This is a genomic window from Rhodococcus sp. B10 (assembly GCF_011770055.1).
GTDB classification, from domain to species: domain Bacteria; phylum Actinomycetota; class Actinomycetes; order Mycobacteriales; family Mycobacteriaceae; genus Rhodococcoides; species Rhodococcoides kyotonensis_B.
In genome coordinates, this window is record NZ_JAAFYV010000045.1 from 1 (window position 1) to 23,561 (window position 23,561).

21 protein-coding genes are annotated in these 23,561 nt (G+C 66.6%); 2 read left to right on the forward strand and 19 right to left on the reverse strand.

Features of this window, described 5'->3' with window-relative positions:
• Positions 1-2,199, reverse strand: a 2,199-nt coding sequence (locus RhoFasB10_RS23200) for a Tex family protein (RefSeq protein WP_167678811.1), incomplete at its 3' end; no start/stop codon positions are given.
• Between the two features lie 62 nt (positions 2,200-2,261).
• Here RhoFasB10_RS23200 and RhoFasB10_RS23205 point away from each other — a divergent pair.
• Positions 2,262-3,218, forward strand: coding sequence for a serine hydrolase (locus RhoFasB10_RS23205; RefSeq protein ID WP_068428557.1), 957 nt, complete (start codon positions 2,262-2,264; stop codon positions 3,216-3,218).
• Here RhoFasB10_RS23205 and trmD read toward each other — a convergent pair.
• From trmD to RhoFasB10_RS23285, 16 genes are all read right to left on the reverse strand, one after another.
• Positions 3,215-3,895 carry a tRNA (guanosine(37)-N1)-methyltransferase TrmD gene (gene trmD, locus RhoFasB10_RS23210; protein ID WP_068428554.1) on the reverse strand — a complete coding sequence of 227 codons (681 nt, stop codon included), beginning with the start codon at positions 3,893-3,895 and terminating at the stop codon, positions 3,215-3,217. The genes RhoFasB10_RS23205 and trmD overlap by 4 nt on opposite strands.
• Positions 3,896-3,900: 5 nt before the next feature.
• Positions 3,901-4,431, reverse strand: coding sequence for a ribosome maturation factor RimM (gene rimM, locus RhoFasB10_RS23215; RefSeq protein ID WP_068428551.1), 531 nt, complete (start codon positions 4,429-4,431; stop codon positions 3,901-3,903).
• A gap of 10 nt (positions 4,432-4,441) precedes the next feature.
• On the reverse strand, positions 4,442-4,684 hold the full coding sequence (locus tag RhoFasB10_RS23220; RefSeq protein ID WP_003939023.1) for an RNA-binding protein: 243 nt from the start codon (positions 4,682-4,684) through the stop codon (positions 4,442-4,444).
• A complete protein-coding gene (rpsP, locus tag RhoFasB10_RS23225; protein ID WP_068428548.1) occupies positions 4,681-5,151 on the reverse strand; it encodes a 30S ribosomal protein S16 in 471 nt (156 codons plus the stop codon). The genes RhoFasB10_RS23220 and rpsP overlap by 4 nt, the downstream gene beginning before the upstream one ends.
• A 158-nt stretch (positions 5,152-5,309) precedes the next feature.
• On the reverse strand, positions 5,310-6,401 hold the full coding sequence (locus RhoFasB10_RS23230; protein ID WP_068428545.1) for an amidohydrolase family protein: 1,092 nt from the start codon (positions 6,399-6,401) through the stop codon (positions 5,310-5,312).
• A 10-nt stretch (positions 6,402-6,411) separates the two neighbouring features.
• Entirely contained in the window at positions 6,412-7,968 is a 1,557-nt protein-coding gene (ffh, locus tag RhoFasB10_RS23235; protein ID WP_068429158.1) for a signal recognition particle protein, read from the reverse strand.
• Between the two features lie 124 nt (positions 7,969-8,092).
• Positions 8,093-8,914, reverse strand: a complete 822-nt coding sequence (locus RhoFasB10_RS23240; protein ID WP_068428542.1) for a M23 family metallopeptidase — start codon at positions 8,912-8,914, stop codon at positions 8,093-8,095.
• Between the two features lie 174 nt (positions 8,915-9,088).
• On the reverse strand, positions 9,089-11,611 hold the full coding sequence (locus tag RhoFasB10_RS23245; protein WP_068429155.1) for a [protein-PII] uridylyltransferase: 2,523 nt from the start codon (positions 11,609-11,611) through the stop codon (positions 9,089-9,091).
• The gene (locus RhoFasB10_RS23250) at positions 11,601-11,939 is read right to left on the reverse strand and encodes a P-II family nitrogen regulator (protein WP_019664269.1); all 339 of its coding nucleotides are present in this window, start codon (positions 11,937-11,939) and stop codon (positions 11,601-11,603) included. The genes RhoFasB10_RS23245 and RhoFasB10_RS23250 overlap by 11 nt, the downstream gene beginning before the upstream one ends.
• A gap of 74 nt (positions 11,940-12,013) precedes the next feature.
• Positions 12,014-13,273, reverse strand: a complete 1,260-nt coding sequence (locus RhoFasB10_RS23255) for an ammonium transporter (RefSeq protein ID WP_206031271.1) — start codon at positions 13,271-13,273, stop codon at positions 12,014-12,016.
• Between the two features lie 350 nt (positions 13,274-13,623).
• The gene (gene ftsY, locus RhoFasB10_RS23260) at positions 13,624-15,039 is read right to left on the reverse strand and encodes a signal recognition particle-docking protein FtsY (protein ID WP_206031264.1); all 1,416 of its coding nucleotides are present in this window, start codon (positions 15,037-15,039) and stop codon (positions 13,624-13,626) included.
• A 37-nt stretch (positions 15,040-15,076) separates the two neighbouring features.
• Positions 15,077-18,733 carry a chromosome segregation protein SMC gene (smc, locus tag RhoFasB10_RS23265; protein ID WP_167678816.1) on the reverse strand — a complete coding sequence of 1,219 codons (3,657 nt, stop codon included), beginning with the start codon at positions 18,731-18,733 and terminating at the stop codon, positions 15,077-15,079.
• A 65-nt stretch (positions 18,734-18,798) separates the two neighbouring features.
• On the reverse strand, positions 18,799-19,074 hold the full coding sequence (locus RhoFasB10_RS23270) for an acylphosphatase (RefSeq protein WP_068428534.1): 276 nt from the start codon (positions 19,072-19,074) through the stop codon (positions 18,799-18,801).
• Positions 19,071-19,976: an SMP-30/gluconolactonase/LRE family protein gene (locus RhoFasB10_RS23275; protein ID WP_167678818.1), complete on the reverse strand. Its 906-nt coding sequence runs from the start codon at positions 19,974-19,976 to the stop codon at positions 19,071-19,073. The genes RhoFasB10_RS23270 and RhoFasB10_RS23275 overlap by 4 nt, the downstream gene beginning before the upstream one ends.
• A gap of 1 nt (position 19,977) precedes the next feature.
• A complete protein-coding gene (locus RhoFasB10_RS23280; RefSeq protein ID WP_167678820.1) occupies positions 19,978-20,406 on the reverse strand; it encodes an OsmC family protein in 429 nt (142 codons plus the stop codon).
• Positions 20,407-20,485: 79 nt separating this feature from the next.
• Positions 20,486-21,367 (reverse strand): MBL fold metallo-hydrolase, encoded by an 882-nt coding sequence (locus RhoFasB10_RS23285; RefSeq protein ID WP_167678822.1) that lies wholly within the window; start codon positions 21,365-21,367, stop codon positions 20,486-20,488.
• A gap of 81 nt (positions 21,368-21,448) precedes the next feature.
• On the opposite strand from RhoFasB10_RS23285, the gene RhoFasB10_RS23290 reads away from it, so the two are divergent.
• Positions 21,449-21,901 (forward strand): MarR family transcriptional regulator, encoded by a 453-nt coding sequence (locus RhoFasB10_RS23290; protein WP_068429147.1) that lies wholly within the window; start codon positions 21,449-21,451, stop codon positions 21,899-21,901.
• Between the two features lie 6 nt (positions 21,902-21,907).
• Here RhoFasB10_RS23290 and mutM read toward each other — a convergent pair whose 3' ends face one another.
• The gene (gene mutM / locus RhoFasB10_RS23295) at positions 21,908-22,759 is read right to left on the reverse strand and encodes a bifunctional DNA-formamidopyrimidine glycosylase/DNA-(apurinic or apyrimidinic site) lyase (protein WP_167678824.1); all 852 of its coding nucleotides are present in this window, start codon (positions 22,757-22,759) and stop codon (positions 21,908-21,910) included.
• Positions 22,752-23,546 (reverse strand): ribonuclease III, encoded by a 795-nt coding sequence (rnc, locus tag RhoFasB10_RS23300; RefSeq protein ID WP_114331252.1) that lies wholly within the window; start codon positions 23,544-23,546, stop codon positions 22,752-22,754. The genes mutM and rnc overlap by 8 nt, the downstream gene beginning before the upstream one ends.
• Between the last annotated feature and the right edge of the window lie 15 nt (positions 23,547-23,561).

The window sequence follows — 23,561 nt, forward strand, 5'->3', positions numbered from 1 at the left end:
GCGCTGTCCCCCGCCGGACCCGCCACGAGGCTTGTCCTTGGCGGCCGCGCCCGGTTCGTCGTCGAGGCGCAGACTCAAGCCGATGCGCTGACGTGGGACGTCGACCTCCATGACCTTGACCTTGACGACGTCACCCGACTTGACGACCTCGCGCGGATCCTTGACGAAGTTGTGCGACATCGCGGAGACGTGGACGAGTCCGTCCTGGTGCACACCGACGTCGACGAAGGCCCCGAACGCTGCCACGTTGGTGACGACGCCTTCCAGCGTCATGCCCGGCTTCAGGTCGGCGACCTTCTCGATCCCGGCGGCGAACGTCGCCGTCTTGAATTCCGGTCGCGGGTCGCGGCCCGGCTTCTCGAGTTCGGCGATGATGTCGGTGACCGTCGGGATACCGAAGCGCTCGTCGGCGAACTGCTGCGGCTGCAGACCGCGCAGCAGCGACGTGTTGCCGATGACCTCGAGCACCCCGACGCCCGCCGAATCCACGATGCGGCGAACCACCGGGTACGCCTCGGGGTGCACGCTCGACCGGTCGAGCGGATCGTCGCCGTCCTGGATCCGCAGGAAGCCGGCACACTGCTCGAATGCCTTCGGCCCGAGACGCGCGACGTCCTTCAGCTTGGAGCGCGAGGTGAAGGGACCGTTCTGATCACGGTGCGCGACAATGCTTTCCGCAAGCGAACCGGCGATGCCCGACACACGCGACAGCAACGGGACCGACGCGGTGTTGACGTCGACGCCGACAGCGTTCACCGCGTCCTCGACGACCGCACCGAGCGAACGCGCCAGCAGGGATTCGGAGATGTCGTGCTGGTACTGGCCGACGCCGATGGACTTGGGATCGATCTTCACGAGCTCGGCGAGCGGATCCTGCAGCCGACGCGCGATGGAGACGGCGCCTCGGATCGAGACGTCGAGCTCGGGAAGTTCGCTCGACGCGTATGCCGACGCCGAGTACACCGAAGCGCCTGCCTCGGACACGACGACCTTGGTCAGACCCGCTTCCGGGAACTTCGAGATCAGGTCGGCAGCAAGCGCATCGGTCTCGCGGGACGCCGTGCCGTTGCCGATGGCGATGAGCTGGACCGAATGCTTCGCGGCAAGCGCGGCCAACGTCGCGACAGCCTGATCCCATTTGCCCTGGGGCTTGTGCGGGTAGATCGTGTCGTGGTCGACGACCTTGCCGGTCGAATCGACGACCGCGACCTTCGTCCCGGTGCGGAACCCGGGGTCCAGGCCCATCGTCGCGCGATTGCCCGCGGGCGCAGCGAGCAGCAGGTCCTTCAGGTTGGTAGCGAAGACGTCGACGGCATCCTGCTCCGCGGACTGGCGAAGCCGCATCCGAACGTCGATGGCGAGGGTCACGAGCAGTTTGGTACGCCAAGCCCATCGCACCGTGTCGAGCAACCACCGATCCGCGGCCCTGCCCTGGTCGGCGATACCGAACGCGGTGGCGATGCGTCCCTCGTACACCGTCCGCTCACCGGGAGGCGTCTCGTCCTGCTCCGGTTCGAACCCCAGGGACAGAACTTCTTCCTTCTCGCCGCGCAGCGTCGCCAGAATGCGGTGCGACGGCAACGACGTGAACGGTTCGGAGAATTCGAAGTAGTCGGCGAACTTGGCGCCTCCTTCTTCCTTGCCCTTGCGCACGGTCGAGACCAGTTTTCCACGGGTCCACATCAATTCACGCAGTTCGCCCACCAGGTCGGCGTCCTCGGCGAAGCGCTCGACGAGGATGGCGCGCGCGCCGTCGAGCTGCTCGGAGTCGTACGACGCGGGATCGGTGGTGGGATCGGTGATGAGGGCGTCGGCGACGGGTTCGTGGCCCGCCTCGCGCGCGATCTGCGCCTTGGTCCGACGCTTGGGCTTGAACGGCAGGTAGATGTCCTCGACGCGGGCCTTGGTCTCGGCCAGCATCAGTGATTGTTCGAGAGCCTCGTCGAGCTTGCCCTGCGAGCGAATCGATTCGATGACCGCGTCGCGTCGCTCGTCGAGCTCACGGAGGTACCGGAGCCGTTCTTCGAGCTGACGGAGCTGCGCGTCGTCGAGCATGCCGGTGACTTCCTTGCGGTACCGAGCGATGAACGGCACGGTCGATCCGCTGTCCAGCAGATCCACGGCAGCGCTGACCTGACCTTCGGATACGTCGAGTTCCTCGGCTATGCGCTTGTTCACAGTTTTCAGAGCAGTCGTCACGGCGCACGACCCTACAGCTAGTGTGGGACACGTTCATCAGTGACCAGTGCAGGAGACCGAGGATGTCCAGGCCCATGCAAGTCCTGGCGCTCTCGTGCACGGCACTGTTCGCCGCGATCGCCGTTCTCGTCACCGGCTGCGACGTTCCTGCCGATTCCGCGTCGGGCGCGTCGTCCGCGACGTCGTCGTCACCGTTCCCGGACACCGAGACGGTCCAGGATCTCGATCTCGATTCGCGCATCCCGGCGGCCATCGCGTCGGCGGCGGGTCGAGGCGCGGAGGTGTCGTTCGCCGTTCTCGACCGACGAACCGGATCCTATTTCTCGAACGGTGACACCATACAGAGCGAAACCGCTTCGGTCTCCAAGCTTTTCATCGCCGACGAGGTTCTCCACGAGGCCGACGTCGCGCAGGTTCCCCTCGCCGAGGACGAGATGACCTTGCTGAAGGTGATGTTGAAGTCGTCCAGCGACGACGCCGCCAACTATCTCTGGGACGAGTACGGCGGCAACGACATCGTCGTACGGGTGGCCGAACGCTACGGCCTCGCGGCTACGTCGCCTCCGTGGGACGGACTGTGGTGGAACACGATGACGACGGCAGCCGACATCGTCACGTATTACGCGCAACTCGTCGACGGCACCGGCGGCCTGTCCGCGACGTCGACGTCGACGATCGAGGATCTCCTCCGCGAGTCGACTCCGGTGGCGACGGACGGCTATCACCAGCACTTCGGAATCGTCGACGGCCTTCCGTCCGAACCGGTCTGGGCCGTCAAGCAGGGCTGGATGTGCTGCATCGCCGGCCGGTGGGTGCACCTGTCGACGGGCACGGTGGGGAGCAACGACGACTACGTCATCGCCGTGATCTCACGCGAAGAGGTCCATTACGACGACGACTGGGAGCACTACCCCGACACCGCCGTCGTCGACGTCACGGACGACAGCAGCGCCCAGCATGCGCGCGACACCATCACGGGCGTCGTGTCGATGCTCTTCCCGGACGGCCGGGTCGACTAGTCGGCGAGCAGATCAGGACGGCGTTCACGCGTCCGCTGCAGTGATTGCTCCGCGCGCCACGCGGCGACCTTCGCGTGATCGCCCGACAACAGGACGTCCGGGACGTCGAGCCCACGCCACCGGACGGGCCGGGTGTAGCTGGGGCCTTCGAGGAGCCCGTCGGAGAACGAATCCTCTTGGTGCGACTGCTGATTCCCGAGCACGCCGGGCAGCAACCGCACGACGGCTTCGCCCATGACGAGAACGGCGGCCTCTCCCCCGATGAGGACGTAGTCGCCGATACTCACCTCTTCGACGCGCACACGGGTGGCCGCGTCGTCGAACACGCGCTGATCGATGCCCTCGTAGCGTCCGCATGCAAAGACGATGTGCTTCTCCTGTGACCATCGCTCGGCGGTGCGCTGCGTGAACGGCACACCGGCCGGAGTCGGGACGACGAGAAGAGAGTCCTCGGTGAGGACGTCGTCGAGCGCGTCGCCCCACACGGTGGGCTTCATGACCATTCCGGGTCCGCCGCCGTACGGCGAATCGTCGACGGCCTTGTGCACGTCGTGGGTCCAGCTACGCAGATCGTGTACGTCCACCGACACCAGGCCCTTGTCGATCGCCTTGCCCAGCAAGGCAGTTCGCAACGGGTCCAGGTATTCGGGAAAGATCGTGACGACGTCGAGTTTCACGATGTCTACTCCGGATCCAGGAGACCTTCGGGCGGATCGATCACGACCGTGCCGTCGGCCAGGGACACCGACGTGACGATGGCAGCCACGAACGGCACGAGCACTTCGGATCGGCTTCCGTCGGCGGGACGGATGGACAGCAATTCGCCTGCCGCGGAATGCAGTACCTCACGAACCGTTCCGACGACCGTACCGTCGGCGAGCTGCACGGTCAGACCTTCGAGCTCGTGATCGTAGAACTCGTCCGGGTCGTCGGAGGATTCGAGATCGTCCGACTCGACCATGAACAGTGTGCCGCGGAGGGCGTCGGCGGCGTCCCGGGAATCGATTCCCTTCAGGCGCAGCAAAAGCCGCCCGGAGTGTTCCCGGGCGGCTTCCACCGTGTAGTCGACCTCGCCGGTGGTATCGCGTGGCTTACGCCCGCGAATCACCGACCCCACGGCGAAGCGATCGTCGGGTTCGTCGGTGCGAACCTCGACGACGACCTCGCCGCGGATGCCGTGTGACTTCACCACACGGCCGGTTACCAGCTCCATGTGTGCTGCGCTACTGATCCGTGTCGACGACGTCGACGCGAATTCCGCGGCCTCCGATACCGGAGACCAGCGTGCGCAGAGCTGTTGCCGTCCGACCTCCGCGACCGATGACCTTGCCGAGATCGTCGGGATGCACGTGAACTTCCACGGTGCGTCCGCGACGGCCGGTGATCAATTCGACGCGAACGTCGTCAGGGTTGGCGACGATGCCACGAACGAGATGCTCGACGGCGTCGGCGACCACGGCACTCACTTCTCAGCAGCCTCGGCGGCCGGTGCTTCTGCGGTCTCGGCTGCGGCGTCGTCGGCCGAAGCAGCCTCGTCGGCCTTCGGAGCCTTCTTCTTCTTGGCCGTGGTGGCGTCACCGAGCGGCTCGGCGTCGGCCTGAGCGAGCGCAGCGTTGAACAGGTCCAGCTTGGACGGCTTGGGCTCGGCAACGCGGAGGGTGCCCTCGGCGCCGGGGAGGCCCTTGAACTTCTGCCAGTCACCGGTGATCTTCAGCAGAGCCTCGACGGGCTCGGTGGGCTGAGCGCCGACGCCGAGCCAGTACTGAGCACGCTCGGAATCGATGTCGATGACGCTCGGCTCCTGCTTGGGCTCGTACGTGCCGATGGTCTCGATCGCACGGCCGCTGCGGCGGGTGCGAGAGTCGGCGATGACGACGCGGTAGTGCGGGGTGCGGATCTTACCGATGCGCATGAGCTTGATCTTGACAGCCATGAAAAGTAGAGCCTTTCGAGTTGGTCACTCCGCAATTCAGCGGTGCGCGTGGACCGCGCACCCGGTTTTGCGTTGATGGGGTGTCGTGACCGCCGTGCGGTACGTAACCGGAGACGGGCGAACAGCAGTCCATTGTGCCAGACGAGCGCCGCCGGAAGTTAATCGACCTGTCGGCGACGCTGCGGCACACCGCGCAGAACGATGACGTCGGGATGTGACAGCACCGCCGGTGACGTCCGGGGATCGACGTCGTAGACCAGAAGGTCCGCGGGAGCGCCGTGTTCCAGACCCGGCCATCCGAGCCACGATCTGGCACTCCAGCTCGCGGCGCCGAGCGCCTCGGTCGGCGTCATTCCGACTTCGGTCAGCGCCTGCACCTCGTCGGCGATACGCCCGTGCCGGATGGATCCGCCCGCGTCGGTACCCGCGTAGATCGACACGCCCGCATCGTGCGCTCGACCGATGGTCGAGCTGACCCGCGCGTGCAGGTCGCGCATGTGACGTGCGTAGATCGGGTACTTCGACGCCGACGCGGCGATGTCGGGAAAGGTCGCGATGTTCACGAGAGTCGGCACCAGCGCGGTGTCGTGCCGGACCATCATCTCGATGGTCTCGTCGGTCAAGCCGGTGCCGTGCTCGATGCAGTCGATGCCCGCCGAGATCAACCCGGGCAGGGCGTCCTCACCGAAGACGTGCGCCGTGACGCGAGCGCCCTCGGCGTGGGCGGCGTCGATCGATGCTCGCAGGATCTTCTCGTCCCACAGGGGCCTCAGGTCGCCGACGCTGCGATCGATCCAGTCGCCGACGAGTTTGACCCAGCCGTCACCGAAACGTGCTTGTCGCGCAACGACTTCCGGTAGTTGCGACTCGTCCTCGACGTCGATCGCGAGGCCTTGGATGTACCGCTTGGGGGACGCGATGTGCCGACCCGCGCGGATGATGCGGGGCAGGTCGTCGTGATCGTCGAGGGCGCGTGTGTCGACGGGCGAGCCTGCATCGCGCAGCAGCAGCACGCCGACGTCCCGTTCGGCCCTCGCCTGTTCGACGGCGCCGTCGACATCCTCGTGGCCGCCGCCGTACTTGATGCCCACGTGGCAGTGCGCGTCGACGAGGCCGGGAAGAATCCACCCGTCGTCGCACAAGATGTCCGCGTGCGTGACCGGGTCGAGCGAGATGCGGCCGTCGACGATCCAGAAATCGACCGGATCCTCCGACGGCACCGGCCGACCCCGAACCCGGAAGGCGGGCACGGTCGGTCCGCTACTTCTTCGGCAGTTTCAACTGCGACAGGTCGATGCCCTCGAGTCCCGGGGGTAGCTGGTCGAGACCCTTGGGCATGCCCGACAGATCCGGCATTCCCGCGGGCATTCCACCGGGCATGCCGGGGAAACCGCCCCTGATCTTGGGCTGAGTCGGCCCGCGTCCGCCCTTCTTGCCCTTCTTGCCCTTCTTGCTGCGGACCTGCTTGCGCGCGCCGGGCATGCCCATGCGGCCTGCCATCGCCGACATCATCTTGCGCGCTTCGAAGAACCGGTCCACGAGCTGGTTGACGTCCGACACCTTGACGCCCGATCCGTTCGCGATGCGTAGACGCCGCGACGCGTTGATGATCTTCGGATCGTTGCGTTCCTGCGGCGTCATGCCACGAATGATCGCCTGCACACGGTCGAGCTGCTTCTCGTCGATGTTGGCCAGTTCTTTCATCTGGCCTGCACCCGGGAGCATGCCCAACAGGTTGCCGATCGGGCCCATCTTGCGGACGGCCATCATCTGCTCGAGGAAGTCGTCGAGCGTGAGCTGACCGGAACCGATCTTGTTGGCGGTCGCCTCGGCCTGCTCGGCGTCGAAGTGCTGCTCCGCCTGCTCGATGAGGCTGAGGACGTCACCCATGCCGAGAATTCGACTGGCCATACGGTCCGGGTGGAAGACGTCGAAGTCTTCGAGCTTTTCACCGGTCGACGCGAACATGATGGGCTCGCCCGTCACCTCGCGCACGCTGAGCGCCGCACCACCTCGGGCGTCGCCGTCGAGCTTGGTGAGCACGACGCCGGTGAACCCGACGCCGTCCCGGAAGGCCTGCGCGGTGCTGACCGCGTCCTGACCGACCATCGCGTCGAGCACGAACAGCGTCTCGTCGGGCTGCACGGCGTCTCGGATGCCCGCGGCCTGATTCATCAGTTCGGTGTCGATACCGAGACGGCCTGCGGTGTCAACGATGACGATGTCGTACTGCTTGGTGCGTGCTTCGGCGACACCGGCACGTGCGACCTCGATCGGGTCGGCAGCCGAGATGCCGAGCTCGTTCTCGCCGCCACCGATCGACGTGCCGGGGTGCGGAGCAAACACCGTGGCGCCCGCACGCTCACCGACGATCTGGAGCTGGCTGACAGCACCGGGGCGCTGGAGGTCACACGCGACCAGAAGCGGTGTGTGTCCCTGCTCCTTGAGCCATTTGGCGAGCTTGCCGGCGAGCGTCGTCTTACCGGAACCCTGCAGACCGGCCAGCATGATGACCGTCGGCGCCGTCTTGGCGAACGTCAGCCGGCGCGTCTCGCCGCCGAGAATGCCGACGAGTTCCTCGTTGACGATCTTGACGACCTGCTGGGCCGGGTTGAGAGCGCCCGAGACCTCGGCGCCCTTGGCGCGCGTCTTGATGCGCGTGATGAACTCACGCACGACGGGCAGAGCGACGTCGGCTTCGAGCAGCGCGAGCCTGATTTCACGGGCTGTGGCATCGATGTCGGCCCCCGAGAGTCGACCCTTGCCACGCAGGTCCTTGAGGGTCCCGGTCAACCTGTCGGATAGGGATTCGAACACCGATTGCACTCCTGAGCCAATTGCGAATGGGGCCTGAACAGACGAGTAGAGCAGGCTCCAGACTAGCGCCCGCTACCGCGCCCCGTCGTCATCGAGGCCGACAGAGCGCGGTCCGCAGGATTGCCTACGCGTTTAGTGCTGCGTCGTTCCAGGTCACCGACACCCCGCGGGTGGCCAACCACTGCGCCGGGTCGACCTTGACCCCACTCGGGTCGTGGACCTCGAAGTGCAGGTGCGGGCCGGTGGACTGACCTCGGTTGCCGACCGTCGCGATCTGTTGGCCCGCCGAGACCTGCTGTCCTTCGGCCACCGAGTAGTTGCCGACATGGCCGTAGATGGTTTCGGTGCCGTCGGCGTGCATGACCTTGACCCACAAGCCGAACCCCGATGCAGGCCCTGCCGCGGTGACGACGCCGTCGGCAGCGGCAAGAACGGGCGTTCCGATGGGGGCCGCGACGTCGAGCCCACCGTGGTGCGTTCCCCATCGCGAACCGAAGCTCGACGTCAGAACACCCGAAACCGGTTGCACGGCCTTCTCTTTCAGCGGCTGCAGTCCCTGCAACAGATCCTGAGCCGCTTTGCCGACGTCCGGCAGCCCGAGTGCGGGAAGGTCGGAGGTGTCGGGAATCTCGATGCCGGGCGGCAGCTGGATGTTCTCCGGCAACTGGATGCCCGCGGGGAGTTCGAACCCGGCCGGGAGCAGGTTCGGCGGGATCTGGAACGGCACAGCCGCCGCGGGGGCCTGCGGCGCGGGAGCAGGTGCCGCCGACGCGGTACCCGTTCCCATCTGAGCCGCACCCGCGACGATCGCACCGGTGGCGGCGACGATGGTCGCCGCCTTCAACCCCGAATCCTTGGAGTCCTCCGTCGCCCTGTGGCGCCCACGTGGTGTCGTCGAATCTGTATCGGCCGGAACGTAAATGTTCGACCGCCGGTGGGATCCCACAGTGTCTACCTCATCAGTCGTCGGCGTGCGCCCCCGAGCAGTCACTGCTCGGACCCGCTTTTCGTCTGCTGGCGGGAAACGTAACAAAACGATCTCGCGCGCAAACACCGTAACCGAATCTTTATGAGATCTCACTACGAACGATGGGAATTCGACGCCTGGCCGACACCGTACCTAGGTTCCTTCGGGCTTTTCCGGTGGTCTCGGCGGTTCCGGGGCGGGAACCACACCGAGAATCGCTTCTTCGATCTCCTCGCGTGTCGCACGAGTGTCCGATCCGGTCAGGTCGATGCAGAAGGCGTCGACGACGGACGTACCGAGAGTCGCCACCCGCGCCCACCGCACGTCGGCACCGAGCTTCTCCAGCGCGCTCGCGAGTCGACAGAGCAGGCCGAGCCGGTCCTCGGCCCGCAGTTCGAGCACGACCTGTCCCGGTTCGGTCCCGTCGAACCACAACACGCGCGGAGGAGCCTGGGCGTACAGCACCGGCACCGCCGAGTCCTCCCCGTCGAGAACCGGAGGGCGAGCATTCCGTTCCTTCTCGTTCAGCACCGCCACCAGATCGAGCTCACCGGCCTGTGCGCGAATGAGTTCCTGACGCAGCAGCCCCGCTTGAGGCGGAGCTCCGAACAACGGCGTGACGGCGAACGAGTTGACCGCCGAACCGTCGTGACTGCCGAGGGACGCCGACAACACGCGCAGCGAATGCAGCGCGAGAACACCCGCGGCGTCCGACAACAAACCGGGGGTGTCCGGCGCGACGACCGTCACGACGAACGTGTGCGACCCCTCGGTCGGCTGCAGATCGACGTGTACGCCACCCTTCTCGGCCAACTCGACGTGAGCCGGGTCGAGCGGATCGGGCGTGGGCAACGACTCCCCTGCCATCACCAGCCTGCACCGCCGCACGAGCTCCCGGATCAGCGACGCCTTCCAATCACCCCACACTCCCGGACCCGTCGCGAGCGAGTCGGCCTCGGCGAGCGCGTGCAACAGCTCCAGAAGAACCGGATCGGCGCCCAGGGCGTCGACGACGGTCTGCACCGTCACGGGATCGTCCAGATCGCGTCGTGTCGCTGTCTCGGGCAACAACAGATGGTGACGCACCATCGCGGTCAGGAGTGCCACGTCCGACGGCCAGAGCCCGAGCCGGTTACCGATCTGCGTCGCCAACTCGGCGCCGACGACGCTGTGGTCTCCCCCGCGACCCTTGCCGATGTCGTGGATCAAAGCCCCGAGGATCAGCAGATCGGGTCGAGCGACGCGCGTCGTCAGCGCCGACGCGTACGCCGCGGTCTCGACGAGATGCCGGTCGACAGTCCAGGTGTGCACCGCGTCGCGCGGCGGAAGGTCGCGGACGGCACCCCACTCGGGCAGCAAGCGCCCCCACAGGCCGGTGCGGTCCAGTGCCTCGATCGCCGGGATCGAGCGTCGACCGGAGCCGAGCAGGACCAACAGATCGTTCACCGCTTCCTTGGGCCACGGTTCACGCAGTTCGGGTGCGCTGTCGGAGAGTCTGCTCAACGTGGACGCCGACATCGGCATCCCGTACTGCGCCGACGCGGCCGCCACGCGGGTGATGAGTCCCGGATCCTTGCTCGGACGGGCATCTCGGGCGAGCACGACCTCTCCTGCATGCTCGACGACGCCTTCGTCGAGCGGCCGACGTACGGGCACTCGGCGCAGACGCGACAGCCCGCGTCGTGGAAGCGAATTCCCGGCGGTGCGTAGCCCGACGTCCACCGAGTAGCTGATGGTGCGTGCCGAGTCGCTGAGAACGCGGGCGAGGTCGAACCGGTCTCCTATGCGCAGTGCTGCACCGATCTCGTCGGCATCCTGCGCACGCAGTTGGTCGCGGGCGCGGCCGGCAACACGATGCAGTTCGGTTCGGACGTCGAGCATGCGCGTGTGGGCGAAGGCGAGTCCTCCTCCCGGAGACTGCGGACCGAGTCCCGGCATGCCGTCGGTCAGCTGGGCGATGGACAGCGCGTCGAGAAGCTGGACGTCCCGCAGTCCACCACGACCGCTCTTGAGGTCCGGTTCGGCGCGATGTGCGATTTCGCCGCTCCGCGACCACCGCGACTGCGTCTGGGTGATCAGTTCGTCGAACCGCGACCGGATGCCGGTACGCCACTCGCGCCGCACTCCGCCGATCAGCAGATTGCTGAGCTCGACGTCTCCCGCGATGTGACGGGCTTCGAGCATGCCGAGCGCTGCAGTCAGATCCGTCGACGCCACCTGCAGAGCCTGCGGCACCGTGCGCACACTGTGGTCGAGTTTGATGTGGGCGTCCCACAGCGGATACCACAGCTTGTCGGCCACCTCCGACACCAACTCGGGGTCCATGTCGTCGTGGAGCAGTACGAGATCGAGATCGGAGTACGGAAGCAATTCGCGGCGCGCGAGGCCTCCGACTGCAACGATCGCGAATCCCGAATCGGGTTTGATCCCGAGTTCGGCACCCTTCGTGGTGAGCCAGAACTCGTGAAGGTCCACGAGCGCCTGCCTCAGCGCGGGCGCGTCGAGACGGCGTCCGCGTGTTCCGCCGTCGAGCAATTGTTTCCTGGCGCGCGCCAGGTCTGCCGCCGCATCGGAACTCTTGGTAGCGGACGGCCCAGAGGCCGAAGGCCCCGACCCTGCAGCTTTCGCTGCAGAGCCGGGGCCGCCTGCCCGCGACCCAGTGGGGTCAGAGCGCATCGGCACCACGTTCCCCGGTACGTACCCGGATGACCGAGTCGACCGGCGAAACCCACACCTTGCCGTCGCCGATCTTGCCGGTGCGAGCGGCTTCGACGATGACCTCGACGACCTTCTCCACCGCGGCGTCGTCGACGACGACCTCGACGCGCACCTTCGGCACGAAGTCGACCGAGTACTCGGCGCCTCGGTATACCTCGGTGTGGCCCTTCTGACGTCCGTATCCCTGGACTTCACTGACCGTCATGCCAAGCACACCGGCCTGTTCGAGACCCGTCTTGACGTCCTCCAACGTGAACGGCTTGACGATTGCCGTGATCAGCTTCATTTTCTGCTTCCCTTCACAAGCTCTGGAGTGCCCGGTTGCGTGCGGAGCTTCGATTCGCTCCTATCTCTACCTTGTCAGGCGAAGTCGTACGCCGTCTCGGCGTGTTCGGCTTCGTCGATTCCCTTGGCTTCGTCTTCCTTCGACACACGCCAACCGAGCGGCTTCAGCGCGAATGCAATGACGGTCGTGATGATGCCGGTGAAGATCAGTGCGACGAGAGCGATGACGATCTGGACGACGAGTTGCTTGTAGTCACCGCCGTAGAACAGGCCGGTCTCGGATCCGAAGAAGCCGATGGCGACGGTTCCCCACAGGCCTGCGACGAGGTGGACACCGACGACGTCGAGCGAGTCGTCGTAGCCGAACTTGAACTTCAGGCCGACTGCGAGAGCGGAGAGAACACCGGCGATGGCGCCGAGGAAGATCGAGCCGATCGGCGTGAGAGCACCGGCGGCAGGCGTGATGGCGACGAGACCGGCGACGATGCCCGACGCAGCGCCGAGGCTGGTGGCCTTGCCGTCGCGAATGCGCTCGACGACGAGCCATCCTGCGATGGCAGCAGCGGTGGCCGTGGTGGTGTTGACCCAGGCGAGACCGGCGACACCGTCGGCGGCGAATGCAGATCCACCGTTGAAGCCGAACCAACCGAACCACAGAAGTGCAGCGCCGAGCATGACGAACGGCAGGTTGTGCGGGCGGAATGCGACGCGGCCGAATCCGGCACGCTTACCTACGATCAGCGCCAACACGAGGCCGGCCATACCGGCGTTGATGTGAACGACGGTGCCACCGGCGAAGTCGATCGGTGCGACGGAGGCGACCAGGCCGCCCTCACCGTCGTCGGTTGTGCCGAACAGCTTGGCCGCGAGTCCGTCCTCGGAGCCCGAGAGGAGTCCACCGCCCCACACCATGTGTGCCAGCGGGAAGTAGGCCAGCGTGACCCAGATACCTGCGAACGCGAGCCACGTTCCGTACTTGACGCGGCCTGCGATGGAACCGCTGATGAGGGCGACGGTGATGATCGCGAAGGTCACCTGGAACGCGATGTCGATCACGTTGGCGTAGCCCCAGGCACCGGCGATGAAGTTGCCGTCCGCGTCGGTGATCGAATCCTTCAGTCCGAAGAACTCGAACGGGTTCGCGAAGATCCCGCCGATGTTCTCGGTGCCATAGGACATGGACCAACCCCACAGAACGTAGATGATGGCGACGACGAACATCGAGCCGAACGACATCATCATCATGTTCAGCACGGACTTCTGCTGCGACATGCCGCCGTAGAAGAACGCCAGGCCTGGCGTCATCAGCAGCACCAGCGATGCGGCCACCAGCATCCAGGCGGCATTGCCGGAGTTGGCCAACAAATCCTCGGGACTCACGTACACCCTCCTTATCTGACGCACCGGTTGGCGCGTGGTCTGGACAAAGAGTGGTTTCACTAGGTTTCATCGGTGACACTCCGGTGTTTCGCGCATGTGAACGGACAGACGGAATGTGTTGCTAGTACGTTTCGTCCAGGCGTTTCGTTCTTTCGCCGGTTTTGCTTCGAGCACGAAACCGGGGAAAAGCGGTCGAAACCGGACACCCTCGAACGACCCCGTCCGCAACGACGAAACACGCCCCGCCGACGGTTCGGCGGGGCGTGTTTCGTGTGGCTTCGTGCGGCGGACGGCCGCACCTGATGTCAGCCGAGCAGTGCGTCGACGAACGCCCCCGGCTCGAACGGCGCCAGGTCGTCGGCGCCCTCTCCGAGCCCGACGAGCTTCACCGGAACACCGAGTTCGCGTTGGACCTGGAACACGATGCCGCCCTTCGCGGTGCCGTCGAGCTTGGTCAGTACGACGCCGCTGATGTCCACGACCTCGGCGAACACACGTGCCTGCATCAGACCGTTCTGTCCGACCGTCGCGTCGAGAACCAACAGCACGTCGTCGACGCGCGCTCGCTTCTCGATGACGCGCTTGACCTTTCCGAGCTCGTCCATCAGGCCCGACTTGGTGTGCAGACGCCCGGCCGTGTCCACGACGACGACGTCGACACCCTGCTCGATGCCCTTGGACACCGCGTCGAATCCGACGGCGGCCGGATCGGCGCCTTCCTTGCCGCGCACGACGTCCGCACCGACGCGCTCGGCCCACGTCTGCAACTGGTCCGCTGCTGCGGCGCGGAACGTGTCGGCCGCGCCGAGCAGAACCCGGCGGCCGTCGGCGACGAGCACGCGGGCGAGCTTGCCGGTGGTCGTCGTCTTGCCGGTGCCGTTGACACCGACGACGAGCAGCACTGCAGGCGTACCTTCGTGCGGCAGCGCCTTGATCGACCGATCGAACTCGGGGTGCAGTTGCGCGACGAGGACCTCGCGCAGCAGTGCTCGCGCATCCGCTTCGGTGCGGATGCTGCGCGCCGCCATCTGTTCACGCAGCGTCGACATGATCTCCGCCGTGGTCGACGACCCGATGTCGGCGATCAGCAGCGTGTCCTCGACTTCCTCCCACGAATCCTCGTCGAGATCGCCACCACCGAGCAGTCCCAGCAAGCTCTTCCCGACCGCGGACTGCGACCGGGACAACCGGCCACGCAGTCGGTCGATCCGGCCCTCGGTGGGTGCGATCTCCTCGATGACAGGACGCTCGGGCTCGGGCGGCGGGACAGGAGCAGGTTCCGGCGCGGGCTCGGGCGTCGGAGCGGGCTCGGGAGCAGGCGCGGGCTCGGGCGTCGGAGCGGGCTCAGGTGTAGGCGCAGGCTCGGGCGTCGGAGCGGGCTCCGGTGTCGGCGCGGGTTCGGGAGCAGGCGCGGGCTCTGGCGTCGGAGCGGGCTCGGGTGTGGGCGTCGGTTCCGGCCGCGGAGTCGGCTCGGGGCGCGGCTTGGGTTTCGGGGCGAGCTCCGGCTCGGCGGTGGCGGTGCCCTGGCTGAACGAGAAGCCACCGCCCGCCTTGTAACCACCCGATCTGTCCTTCGGAGTTTCCTCGACGGCCTTGGTGTCCTTGGACTGGAAGGACACGCGGCGGCGACGGGACAGAACGAATCCCGCGACGAGCACGACGACAAGAATGGCCAGAACGGCCGCGACGACGATCCACGCTTCGGTACTCACGGGGACCATCCTGTCACGATGCGCTACAGCGCCCGCGTCAGCCGTGTCATGCCGGCGGCGCCGGCGCGGGATCCACCACGGAATCCTCGTCGATCGTTGCGCTGCCGATGGTTTCGACGCGATCCCGGTTCAACCGTTGCGAGATGACCGTCGTGATGCCGTCGCCGCGCATCGAGACGCCGTACAACGCGTCGGCGACCTCCATCGTCGGCTTCTGGTGAGTGATGACGATGAGCTGCGACTTCTCCCGTAGCTGCTCGAACAGCCCGATCAGCCGCCGCAGGTTGGTGTCGTCGAGCGCGGCCTCGACCTCGTCCATGACGTAGAACGGGGACGGCCGCGCACGGAAGATGGCCACGAGCATCGCGACCGCGGTCAGTGATTTCTCACCGCCGGACAGCAGCGACAACCGCTTGACCTTCTTGCCGGGCGGTCGCGCTTCCACCTCGATACCGGTGGTCAGCATGTCGCCGGGTTCGGTGAGAATCAGTCGACCCTCCCCGCCGGGGAACAGTTTCGCGAACACCTGCGTGAATTCGCGCTCGACGTCGAGCCAGGCATCGGTGAACAGCTGAAGGATGCGGTCGTCGACGTCGGCGACGACCTCGAGCAGATCCTTGCGCGCCGATTTGACGTCTTCGAGCTGCGTCGAGAGGAAGTTGTAGCGCTCCTCGAGCGCGGCGAACTCTTCGAGCGCGAGCGGGTTGACCTTGCCGAGTGTCGCGAGATCGCGTTCGGCCTTCTTGGCGCGCTTCTCCTGCGTCACACGATCGAACGGCATCGGTGCGGGGGCGACGACCTGTTCGCCGCGTTCCTTCGCTGCTTCGTACTCGGCCATCTCCAGGTCGGTCGGCGGCAACGCGATGTCCGGCCCGTACTCGGCGATCAAATCGTCGAGACCGATGCCGTGCTGCTCGAGAATGCTCGCTTCCAGCTGTTCGATGCGCAGTGCCGCCTGGGCGCGGGCTACCTCGTCGCGGTGCACGGCGTCGGTGATCGACGCGAGCTGCGCCTGCAACGCGCGCACCTGTTCCTTGACGCGTTCGAGCTCGGCCGTCGTCGTCGCTTTGCGTTCGGCGAGCTCGTCGCGACGGGACGCGGCCTCGTCGACGACCATCGCCAACCGCTCGGCGACGCGCTCTCCCGCGGACGCCACGGCCTCGGCGACGGCAGCTGCATGCCGTCGCGATGCCATCTCGCGTTCGGCACGGGCACGGGCCTCGCGCTCGGCGCGAGCCGCTCGGCGCAACGAGTCGGCGCGTCCACGCAGCGACTGCGCACGTTCCTCGGCGGTGCGCACGTTCAGGCGTGCTTCGACCTCGACGGCACGGACCTCCGCCAACGCGGCCGCGGCTGTCTCGCGGGCGATGGTGGACTCGGTGGAGTCGCTGGTGCCCTCCAACCCGGATTGTTCGTCCTCGGCGAGTCGAAGCCGTTCCTCGAGTTCCGCCAGCGCCCCCAGAGCTTCCTCTCGACCGGTCTCCGCGGCCGCTCGCTGCTCGGACAGACGCGTCGACTCGGCGTGGGCGGATCGCGCCAATTGGCCGAGGCGGCCCAGCTGTTCGTAGACCGCAGCCATGGCCGCATCCGACTCGTTGAGGGCGGCCAATGCCTGCTCGGCCGATTCCTTGCGGTCGGACTGCTCGGCGAGCGCGCCCGACAACGCAGCTTCCAGCTCGGCCGAACGGCGTTCGGCCGCAGCGAGTTCGACCATGGACGTATCGATCGCGGCCTGTACCTCCAGCGTGCTGGGCCGACGATCCGAACCACCGGTGACCAGGCCCGCGTCGACGAGATCGCCCGCCGTCGTCACCGCACGCACGCCACGCGCCGACGCCACCAGCGACGCTGCGTCGTCGAGCGACGGGACGACTGCGACGTCACCGAGCAGGGCGAGCATCGACTCGGCCAACGAATCCGGGTACGACACGACGTCGAGAGCCCACCGTGCCCCGTCGGGCAGGGTGACCGACCGATGCTGCGCCTCGACGGCGGTGCCGTCGAACACGATCGCTGCTCGGCCTCCGTCGGCTTCGCGGAGTGCCCGTACGGCCTCGCGCGCGCTCGCGAACGAGTCGGCATGTGCCGCGTCGGCGACCGGACCCATGGCCACCGCGATGGCGACGTCGAATCCGGGCTCGATCGTGATCCGCTCGGCCAGCAGGCCGGACAGACCGGACTGGCCGTTCTCGATGAGCCAGCCCGCGCCGTCCTTGCGTTCGAGGCCCATCGTCAGTGCTTCGATGCGCGCCTGGAACGACGCGACCTTCTTGCCCGCGGTTCGATCCTCGTTCTGCAACTCGGTGACGCGAGCATCGGCGCTGCGCAGTGCGGCGACCGCACGCTCGTAGTGCGTGTCGAGGCTGAGTTCGCTTGCATCGAGCCCTGAAATCTGGTCCTGGACGCTGTCGAACTCCGATTGCGCGACGTCGCCGCGCTGACGGGCTTCGTCGATGGCGACCGACAACCGAGCTACCTCGGCATCGATGGACTCGACCTTCGTTCGATACGTGTCGACCTGCCCGGACAGCCGGGCGAATCCCTCACGACGATCGGCGACGGCGCGCACGGCGGCCATGTGGGCGCGTTCGGCCTCGGCTGCGGCCGACTCACGTTCCATCAGCTGCTCGCGCGCTGCTTCGAGCGTCTCGCGGGCGATCTCGACGGCCTCGACGAGCTCCATCTCTTCCTCGGCGACGCGTTCGGCCTGCTGCTCGAGCTCGTCGGGATCCTGACCGCGGCCCGTCGACGGCGCACTGTCGAGGTGACGTGCGCGTTCCTTCGCGATCCTGATGGTGGCGTTCACGCGTTCGGCGAGCGCGGACAGCTGGAACCAGGTCTGGCTCGCCGCCTCGGCACTGGGTGTCAGACGGGCGACCGACTGCTCGAGCTCGCCGAGCGCGACGTTTCCGGCTTCGAGGGTGTCCTGAACGACGGCGTACTGCTCGCGTTGCGCCGCTTCGTCCTGTTCCTGGCTGGCGAATGCCTCACGACGCGTCACGAGATCGTCGGCGGCCAGGCGCAGCTTCGCATCGCGCAGATCGGCCTGGACGGTCTGTGCACGCCGCGCGACTTCGGCCTGCCTGCCGAGCGGCTTGAGCTGACGCCGGAGCTCGGCGGTGAGGTCGGTCAGACGCGCGAGGTTGGCCTGCATCGCGTCGAGTTTGCGGACGGCCTTTTCCTTGCGCTTGCGGTGTTTGAGAACACCCGCGGCCTCCTCGATGAAGGCGCGTCGGTCCTCGGGCCGCGATTCGAGAATGGCGGCGAGGCGTCCCTGTCCGACGATGACGTGCATCTCGCGTCCGATACCGGAGTCGCTGAGCAGTTCCTGCACGTCCATCAACCGACACGAGTTGCCGTTGATCTCGTACTCGCCCGCACCGTCGCGGAACATGCGCCGGGTGATCGAGACCTCGGTGTAATCGATGGGCAGTGCACCGTCGGCGTTGTCGATGGTCAGCGTCACTTCCGCCCGGCCGAGCGGCGCCCGGCCGGACGTGCCGGCGAAGATGACGTCTTCCATCTTCCCGCCGCGCAGCGCTTTCGCGCCCTGCTCCCCCATGACCCAGGTGAGCGCGTCGACGACGTTGGACTTACCCGACCCGTTGGGTCCGACGACGCAGGTGATTCCCGGTTCGAAACGAAGAGTCGTCGCCGAGGCGAAGGACTTGAAGCCCTTCAGCGTCAGACTCTTGAGATGCATGACGAGTCAGATTACCGGGTAGGTCCGACCTGTTCGGTCGACACTCCAGTCGCCGACGTCAGGCCTCAACGCTCGACGAACCCGGAGAGTCCGCCGCGTGCTGGATCCCAGGATTCCACGACGAGCGACACGACGCCGGGAGTCGTCCCGCCGCGCAACAAGTCGAGAAGTCGTTCCAGCCGCTCGCGCGAGCCCTCGGCGACGACGAGAACACGGCCGTCGGCATGGTTGGTGGCGTGCCCGACGAGACCGAGTTCGAGCGCCCGAGACCGCGTCCACCATCGAAAACCCACACCCTGCACGGTTCCGTGGACCCACGCAGTCAGTCGTTCGTCGCTCATGCGGGGGCCAGCCGGCGGACCGAGCCGTCGAAACTCGTGGCGTACAGCGAATCCGGGTCCCATCCGACACCACCGAACTCGACCGCCGAGGTCGCCGGCAGGCCGGTTCCGATGACGCACGACGCACCGGACTCGGGGTCGATGCGCAGTACTCGACCGGCGAGGTTCTGGGCGAGGTAGATCTGTCCGTCCGGCCCGACGGTCAAGTCGTCCGACGCGGTGACAGGTCCGAATCCGTCGACCGGAATGCGACGAGCATCCCCACCGAGGTTCGACGCGTCGAGAACGGTGATCGCCAGTTCGGGCTCGAACGTGTTCGACACGTACACCGTTCCGTCGTCCACGGCCAGACCGTTGGCGCTCCCGACGTCCGTGCGCACGTATCGAGCCGAGTTGGGATCGCCCGCGTCGACCCGTGTGACGCCGCTCGGCGTGCCGAGATTGCGTGTGACCAGGAGGTCACCGTCGTCGAGCACGGCAAGGCCGTTGGGCATGACGACGTCGCGCGCCACCACCGTGCGCGCACCGGTGTCGAGGTCGACGGCCTCGACCGTGCCGTCGTGAACGTCGAGAAGTCCCGACGAGAAGCCGTTGCCGGTCGTGAAATACAGGGTGTCGCCGCGCACGACGAGCCCACCGGGTGCGGTCACGTCCGGAACGACGACCGACCGAGTCCCGTCCGGCGTCAGACCGGCGATGGCGCCGGGACCGGTGAGCGACGTCCGGGACAGCAGCATGGTTCCTCGGTCGTCGAACGTCACGTTCTCGAGCAGGCCGAGCCCCGACGCGACCGTGCTGACGGTCCACGGTGCGCACGCGGGGGCTGCCGCTGCCGTGGGAGCGACGGCCACCACTGCCCCGCACGTCGTCGCCAGTACCCCCAGAGCCGCCCCCCATCTCATGTCAGGCGTCCGTGACGACGTCGAGGGATATCTTCGTGCCCGCCTTCAGCGTGCGGCCGACGGTGCAGACCTTGTCGATCGCCCGCTCGACGACGGTCAGCAACCGCTGCTGCGCCTCGGGGTCGAGCTCGCTGAGGTCGAGTTCGAGAATCTCGTGGAGGTCCGGGTACAGCTCGTTCTCGCGGTCCGCGGCGCCCGAGACTCGGACGGTGGCGTCGTAGTTGTCTCCGAGCCTGCGTGACAGAGGCAGGTCCGAGCTCATACCGGTGCATGCCGCCAGTGCGATCTTCAGCAGTTCACCGGGAGTGAAGACTCCGTCCACCGACTCGGAACCGATCGACACCTCGGCCCCTCGCGAACTCTTGCCGGTGTACCGGCGGGTGCCCGTGCGTTCGACCCACAGCTCTGTCGGTGTGCTCTCGTCAGCCATGACAGCAGATTCTAGACAGTGCCACCGACGTCGTGATCGACGCGGATGGTCCCCGAGGCGCGGACCGGATCGTGCTTCGTCAGTCGTCGACGGGGTGCCAGGTCGCCCGGTTGTCTTCGATGCGAACTCGTCCGAACGGTACGTCGGCGAAGTGGATACCGAAGCCGATGGCGTCGGACCCGGCCAGTTCGAGCACGAGGCGGTGGCGCAGGGCGGTTGCCTGCCGGTGATCGTGGTCGAATGTGTTCTCCCACAACGGATGAGTGATCTGAACCGGAGAGTGGAACGCGTCGCCGAAGGCGATCACCCGCTGCCCGTCCGCTTCGATGACGAACCCGGAATGGCCAGGACTGTGGCCGGGAGCGGACATGACCCGAACGCCGGGGAAGACTTCCTCGTTCTCCACCACGGTCCGGACGTGCGGCGCGAGAGCCTTGATCATGTCGGCCTGCCCCTGCTCTTCGGCGACGTGACGGTTGGCCCATTCCGTCTCGGCGACAAGGTAATCGGCTTCGGTGAAGGCGGGGCGGGTGCTGCCGGGAGCCGGATGCCATGCCCAACCGAAGTGGTCGGTGTGCAGGTGCGTCAATGCGACCGCGTCGATATCGGCTGGGCTGCAACCGATTCTCGCCAGGTTGTCCAGCAACGCACCGCCGGACAGAACGCCGAACGGGTTCATCGGCGGGCCGATCGTCAACGGTCCGACGCCCGCGTCGATCAGTAGTGCGTGCCCGTCGCGCTCGACCAGCAGTCCGCCGACGCCCGCCACCAGGTGACCGTCCTCGTCCAGATACTCGGCGTTCTGCGCCCAGTCCTCTTCCGACGGTTCCGGCAGCAACATTCGGGCGTCGAGTCTGGCCACGCCATCGGGAACATAGGTGAGCTTGGTCTCGCCGAGAGTCAGCGAACGGACACCGGACGGGCGGCGAAGGCGCTCCCGTGTGTCAATTTCGTTCGTCATGATCGAACCTCCATTTAGATATGAACTGAACTATTCAGATCATATCTATCATGGTCTGAAGGGTATTGCTAGAGTGTGATCATGACGTCGACGGATTCGATGGTGGCGGCGGACTGGGAGCTGGCCAAGCTCGTGCACGAGGTCGACACCCAGAGCACGGCCCGCCAGCGCGCGCGCGTCGGCGCGCACGGACTCACCGTTTCCCAGGCCTCCGCCCTCAGGGAGCTGACCGGCCCGATGACGATGCGTGAATTGGCCGAGCAAATGGGCTGTGAGCCGTCCAACGCCACCGCTGTCATCGACTACCTGGAAAGCCAGGGCTTGCTCGAGCGCCGCCCACACCCCACCGACCGACGGGCCAAGCAGATACTTCTCACCGCCGAGGGGGCCGAGCGCCGAAGGACACTGCTCGCGGGGCTGCGGGGAGCGTCGCCGCTGATTTCCGGGCTCACCCCGGCCGAGCTGGAGACGCTCGGGGACTTACTGCGTCGGGCCGTCGCGCCGGAGCGTCGCGGCAGCGCAGTACCGGATTGAACGCCTCTACCGTTTACGCTGACATTTCGGGCAGCTGTACGACGACCGGTTCATGAACTTCTCACGCCTGATCGGCGCACCGCAACGCGAACACGGACGACCCTCTTGTCCGTATGCGTCGAGCGATCGATCGAAATAACCGGATTCGCCGTTGACGTTGACGTACAGCGCGTCGAACGACGTACCGCCTTGTGCGAGGGCCTCGCCCATCACCGCGTGCGCCGACGTCAGAAGACGCCGAAGCGCAGGTCGCGTCAGGGTGTCGGCGATGCGGTTGCCGTGAATCTTGGCTCGCCACAATGCTTCGTCGGCGTAGATGTTGCCGACACCGGACACGACGGTTTGGTCGAGCAGTGCCCGTTTGATCTCGGTGTGCTTGCCGCGCAACACTTCCACGACCTTTTCGGCGTCGAAGAGCGGGTCGATGGGGTCACGTGCGATGTGTGCCACGGGTTCGGGAACTTCGGTGCCGTCGACCACTTCGAGTCGGGCGACGGCCCACCCCCCGAACGTGCGCTGGTCCACGAATCGTAGATCGGCGCCGGAATCGAGGTGTGCCCTGATCCGCAAGTGTTTCTCGTCGGGAACGGTCGGCGGCTGGACGAGCATCTGCCCACTCATGCCCAGATGCACGACGATCGCCATGTCGCCGGGGTCGAGTGGCAACCACAGATATTTTCCGCGCCGCTGCGCCGACGCGATTCGACGACCACGCAACTGGGCCACCAGATCTCGCTCGCCCGCGAAGTGGCGGCGCACAGCACGCGGATGCAGGACGTCGACCGAGTCGATGCGCGACCCGACGACGTGCGCCTCGAGACCGAGGCGCACGACCTCGACTTCGGGAAGCTCAGGCATCCACGCTGCCCGACGCCACGTCGGTGCCGCCGTCGGATTCTTCTTCGCTGTCCGACAACGCATTCCACGCGGTGCTTGCGGCCTTCTGCTCCGCTTCCTTCTTCGACCGCCCGATACCGACACCGAACGCGTGACCGCCGACGAGAACCGTCGCGGTGAACTCCTTGTCGTGATCGGGGCCCGTCGACGAGATCTCGTACACGGGGACGCCGAGCGTCTTGCCCGCCGTCAGTTCCTGAAGGCTGGTCTTCCAGTCGAGCCCTGCGCCGAGTCGGGGTGCACGATCGAGCAGGTCCGCGAACAGTCGGGACACGACCTCGCGCGCGACGTCGATTCCGTGCTGCAGATGGATCGCACCGAGGAGCGATTCCATACCGTCGGCGAGGATGCTCGGCTTGTCACGCCCGCCGGTCTGCTCTTCGCCTTTACCGAGCAGCAGATGACGACCGAGTCCGCCCTCGCCGAGGCCGCGTGCCACTTCGGCCAGAGCGTGCATGTTCACGACGCTGGCGCGGATCTTGGCGAGCTCGCCCTCGGACTTGTCCGGGTGCACCGCATACAGCCGTTCGGTGATCGCGAGTCCGAGCACCGAGTCTCCGAGGAACTCGAGGCGCTCGTTCGTCGGCAGCCCGCCCTGCTCGTACGCGTACGAGCGGTGCGTCAACGCCAACGTCAGCAGTGATTCGTCCAGTACAACGCCAAGAGCGGCGAGGAGCGACTCTCGGTCGTCCCCGCCGCTGCCGGCTGTCGAGCTGTTCCTGTAGGTAGAACTGCCCTTGTTCGTCACAATTCGTCCGATCCT

Bases quoted from the DNA above. Each gene is read 5' to 3' on its own strand.
- RhoFasB10_RS23285 (WP_167678822.1), bottom strand. From the start codon at position 21,367: ATGACGAACGAAATTGACACACGGGAGCGCCTTCGCCGCCCGTCCGGT.
- RhoFasB10_RS23250 (WP_019664269.1), bottom strand. From the start codon at position 11,939: ATGAAGCTGATCACGGCAATCGTCAAGCCGTTCACGTTGGAGGACGTC.
- RhoFasB10_RS23205 (WP_068428557.1), top strand. From the start codon at position 2,262: ATGTCCAGGCCCATGCAAGTCCTGGCGCTCTCGTGCACGGCACTGTTC.
- RhoFasB10_RS23280 (WP_167678820.1), bottom strand. From the start codon at position 20,406: ATGGCTGACGAGAGCACACCGACAGAGCTGTGGGTCGAACGCACGGGC.
- RhoFasB10_RS23245 (WP_068429155.1), bottom strand. From the start codon at position 11,611: ATGCGCTCTGACCCCACTGGGTCGCGGGCAGGCGGCCCCGGCTCTGCA.
- RhoFasB10_RS23270 (WP_068428534.1), bottom strand. From the start codon at position 19,074: ATGAGCGACGAACGACTGACTGCGTGGGTCCACGGAACCGTGCAGGGT.
- smc (WP_167678816.1), bottom strand. From the start codon at position 18,733: ATGCATCTCAAGAGTCTGACGCTGAAGGGCTTCAAGTCCTTCGCCTCG.
- ftsY (WP_206031264.1), bottom strand. From the start codon at position 15,039: ATGGTCCCCGTGAGTACCGAAGCGTGGATCGTCGTCGCGGCCGTTCTG.
- RhoFasB10_RS23255 (WP_206031271.1), bottom strand. From the start codon at position 13,273: ATGCTGGTGGCCGCATCGCTGGTGCTGCTGATGACGCCAGGCCTGGCG.
- rpsP (WP_068428548.1), bottom strand. From the start codon at position 5,151: ATGGCTGTCAAGATCAAGCTCATGCGCATCGGTAAGATCCGCACCCCG.
- mutM (WP_167678824.1), bottom strand. From the start codon at position 22,759: ATGCCTGAGCTTCCCGAAGTCGAGGTCGTGCGCCTCGGTCTCGAGGCG.
- rimM (WP_068428551.1), bottom strand. From the start codon at position 4,431: ATGGAGCTGGTAACCGGCCGTGTGGTGAAGTCACACGGCATCCGCGGC.
- RhoFasB10_RS23275 (WP_167678818.1), bottom strand. From the start codon at position 19,976: ATGAGATGGGGGGCGGCTCTGGGGGTACTGGCGACGACGTGCGGGGCA.
- RhoFasB10_RS23290 (WP_068429147.1), top strand. From the start codon at position 21,449: ATGACGTCGACGGATTCGATGGTGGCGGCGGACTGGGAGCTGGCCAAG.